The organism is Okeania sp. SIO3I5 (assembly GCF_010672085.1).
Classification (GTDB): domain Bacteria; phylum Cyanobacteriota; class Cyanobacteriia; order Cyanobacteriales; family Microcoleaceae; genus Trichodesmium.
In genome coordinates this window covers 1-2,964 of the sequence record NZ_JAAHHT010000066.1, presented here as the reverse complement: position 1 = coordinate 2,964, position 2,964 = coordinate 1, and the positions used below count along the sequence as shown (strand labels likewise).

Below are 2,964 nucleotides of genomic sequence, written 5' to 3'. Positions count from 1 at the left end.
AAAAATTAGGGAACACTTAACTCGGAATAGGGAACAGTTATCAGAATATTTCTTAATAATTAATGAATCAAAGAAAGGTCGATTCTACTAAAATTTCTACTTAAGGCTATTTGCATATTTAAGAGTGCTTTGACTAACCATTGAACTTTTCTACTTATCAGGAGAATAGGGGTTTGGAGACCAAACCCCTACTCAAAAATTATGGTTAATTTGTTGGAAGTGATTAATATATTTATTAACTATTGTAATTCTCAATTTTCCTTTTATTCAACTATGAAACCTACCTCAGCATTTTTAATAATTTTAATTTCAAAAAAAATTTGCTTCTGGCAGGTTCTTCCAGTTGTTGCTTAAGCGAAAATCTCGACAAAATCATCACCACTAATATCGCTTGCCGCTACACCCTGCAAAGTAATAGAAAGTTCGTCAGCAGTAATGCTAGTGTCGCTACCTACCTGAGCAATTGTCAAATTCTCAAACGTCAGACCACCCCTTAAACGAATCAAATCTATTCCATTTTCAAAATCAGTGATAATATCATTCCCAAAACCAACTCGGAAGTCAAACATATCCGCACCAGTTCCACCACTAATAATATCATCACCCTTATCCGCACCAATAACATCGCGACCAGCACCAGCATCAATAATATCGTCACCTTTACCTGAATGGATTAAGTCGTTACCATCCAAACCTTGGATAGTATCATTACCCCCAAACCCATGAATGTATTCAGTTGCATCAGTTCCAATTAACTGATCATCTGCAGTTGTACCCATTATCTTATTGGAAGTAATTAGAGACTGAGTTTCTTCCCAAACTTCTCCTGCTATCTGTCGCCCTAGAGACCTACCATTGACATCCCCATCCTCAAAGTGAATGCCTCCGAAAAGACGAGAAAGACCAGCTTCATCAGCAGCTTGACTAAAAGTTGCCCACTCCAGAGTTGTAGTATTTACAGGTGTCACCCCAGATTCAAAACGAGACTCACCAGGAGCAAAAGTTACCGAAGCACCGAACTGATCATTGCCAGTAAACCGTTGGAGAATTTCTGCGCCAGAAGCACTGAAAGCACTATGACCAGATGTATATTCAGCAAAGGGAGGAGAAGGATCGCTACCAGGAGTCTGATAGGTGAGGAAATCAGTTGCCAGAATTGTTTGAGTTCCAAGTCCAGGACCTGCCCAAGCTTCAATAGCATAACCACCAAGTTCTTGATTAAACTCCCCAATCAAACCTAGTTCCCCTAATTCCCGAACTGTACGCACGGGACGAGTATAGTCGTAGAAAACTTTAGCTTCCCAAGTGGCAACACCAGCATCAAATACTGCGTTACCTAAATTCAAGAAGAGTTCCACGTCCTGATCTAATGTATTCTCATCTCTGGCAGAAACAAATTGACCGAAACTCATCCAGGTTCCTGGTGGGAATGATGTACCACCTGCATCTTCCCAAAATTCTGCAATTAACTTTTGTTCGTCTGTCAGATTCGCGCTAAAATTGACTACTTGTTCTGCTTGTTCAATAAATCCTGGATTGATAATAGTGCCAACAATCTCTGGACTAATTGTAACTACAGACTGGTCTGCCAAAGTAATTGTACCTGCATCCAAGTCTACCTGACCATCTACCAGCAAAAATGGTTCTGGTGCTACTGGTCGTAGTGCGCTACCTGATTCGAGACCAAAGGGTATTAAATTACCCCACTGTGGAGTCAGGAAGTTTTGTACTCGACCATCAGGATCGTCAATAGGAACATTTTCGGGAGTCCAAAGCTCTATATTAATCTGGTCTCCAGCAGGATTTTGAGGTTGATAACCAGTGATATCGGAGTAGGGAGTACCATTACCATTGGGGTCATCCCCTAGTTGGTTGGAACCGTCATTGTGACGGAATGCTAATAGTGCTTGACCGGAAACATTACCAATACCAGCAGGAGTAGTAGTATCGGTAGTAGTATTATTGGGGTCTAATTCCAGAGTCGCCATCACTCCATTGAAAACTTCTACTTGATCCGGGAATAAATCTGTCAGCACCCGGTAAGCAGAAAAACTCATGGCCTCAGCTTTATTAGCTTCTGTGTTTTCAAATTCAGGGCGTTGTAGATCGTCTCCTAATTGAGTTGCCACTGCTGATGGATCGTAAGCTGCCCAAGCATCATAGATGGCTGTGTGTACCATAGAATAGGCACGGGAGGCAACAGTAGGACCGACACGGGTATTAATCACTGCTTGTTGGACTGCGCGGTCCCATAGCACTGAAATAGTGGGTGAAGGATCGTCAACTGTTACGAGTTGAGTGTTGGGGTCAACTTGAAGTTCGGTCATAGGTATATTTGAGAATAATAGTTTTGTTTGTTGTTCTAGTAGATACTTCTAGAGTGTATTTCGGTTGTGTAAAAAGTCAAAATACTCAGGAAATTAAGCGGTAAAGTGTAATTTTACCTATAACTTGGGATCTCAGGTATGTTTATAGTTAGTTCAATTTTCTGAATATGTTCGTTCTAATTCCCATGAATACAACTCACTAACATTCGTTAGTGTATATACAGGAATAATTTTCAATCATGTTATCCTAGATTATGGATATCTTGATGAGAACTTGACTATTTTTAAAATCAGACATAGCATGGCTTTTAGGTGTTAAGTTCTATGTGTCAGATAGGCGAAATATAAGTTTTATACTTATTTGCTTTATCTTCACTATGATAAACAACTTTTTATCTGAGTAGCAATAGTATAATTATGGATTTTAACAATATTTTTGTCAATAAAAAACTAAAAAAATAAGTGATAATACGAATAACAATTATCCGGATTTAGATTAACTAAATTGTATATAGCATTTCTCATAAAGATGAGGTACAGTTACGATCCCCCTAAATCCCCCTTGAAAAGGGGGACTTTGAAGACTCCCCCCTTTTTAAGCTATGCTTTATAAACATCTTTCTTAACATAAAACTTG

The 2,964-nt window shown here is 39.2% G+C and carries 1 protein-coding gene; it reads right to left on the bottom strand.

The window, feature by feature from the left end:
• Positions 1 to 350: 350 nt before the first annotated feature.
• Positions 351 to 2,327 carry a DUF6851 domain-containing protein gene (locus F6K40_RS16665; RefSeq protein WP_293137727.1) on the bottom strand — a complete coding sequence of 659 codons (1,977 nt, stop codon included), beginning with the start codon at positions 2,325 to 2,327 and terminating at the stop codon, positions 351 to 353.
• Between the last annotated feature and the right edge of the window lie 637 nt (positions 2,328 to 2,964).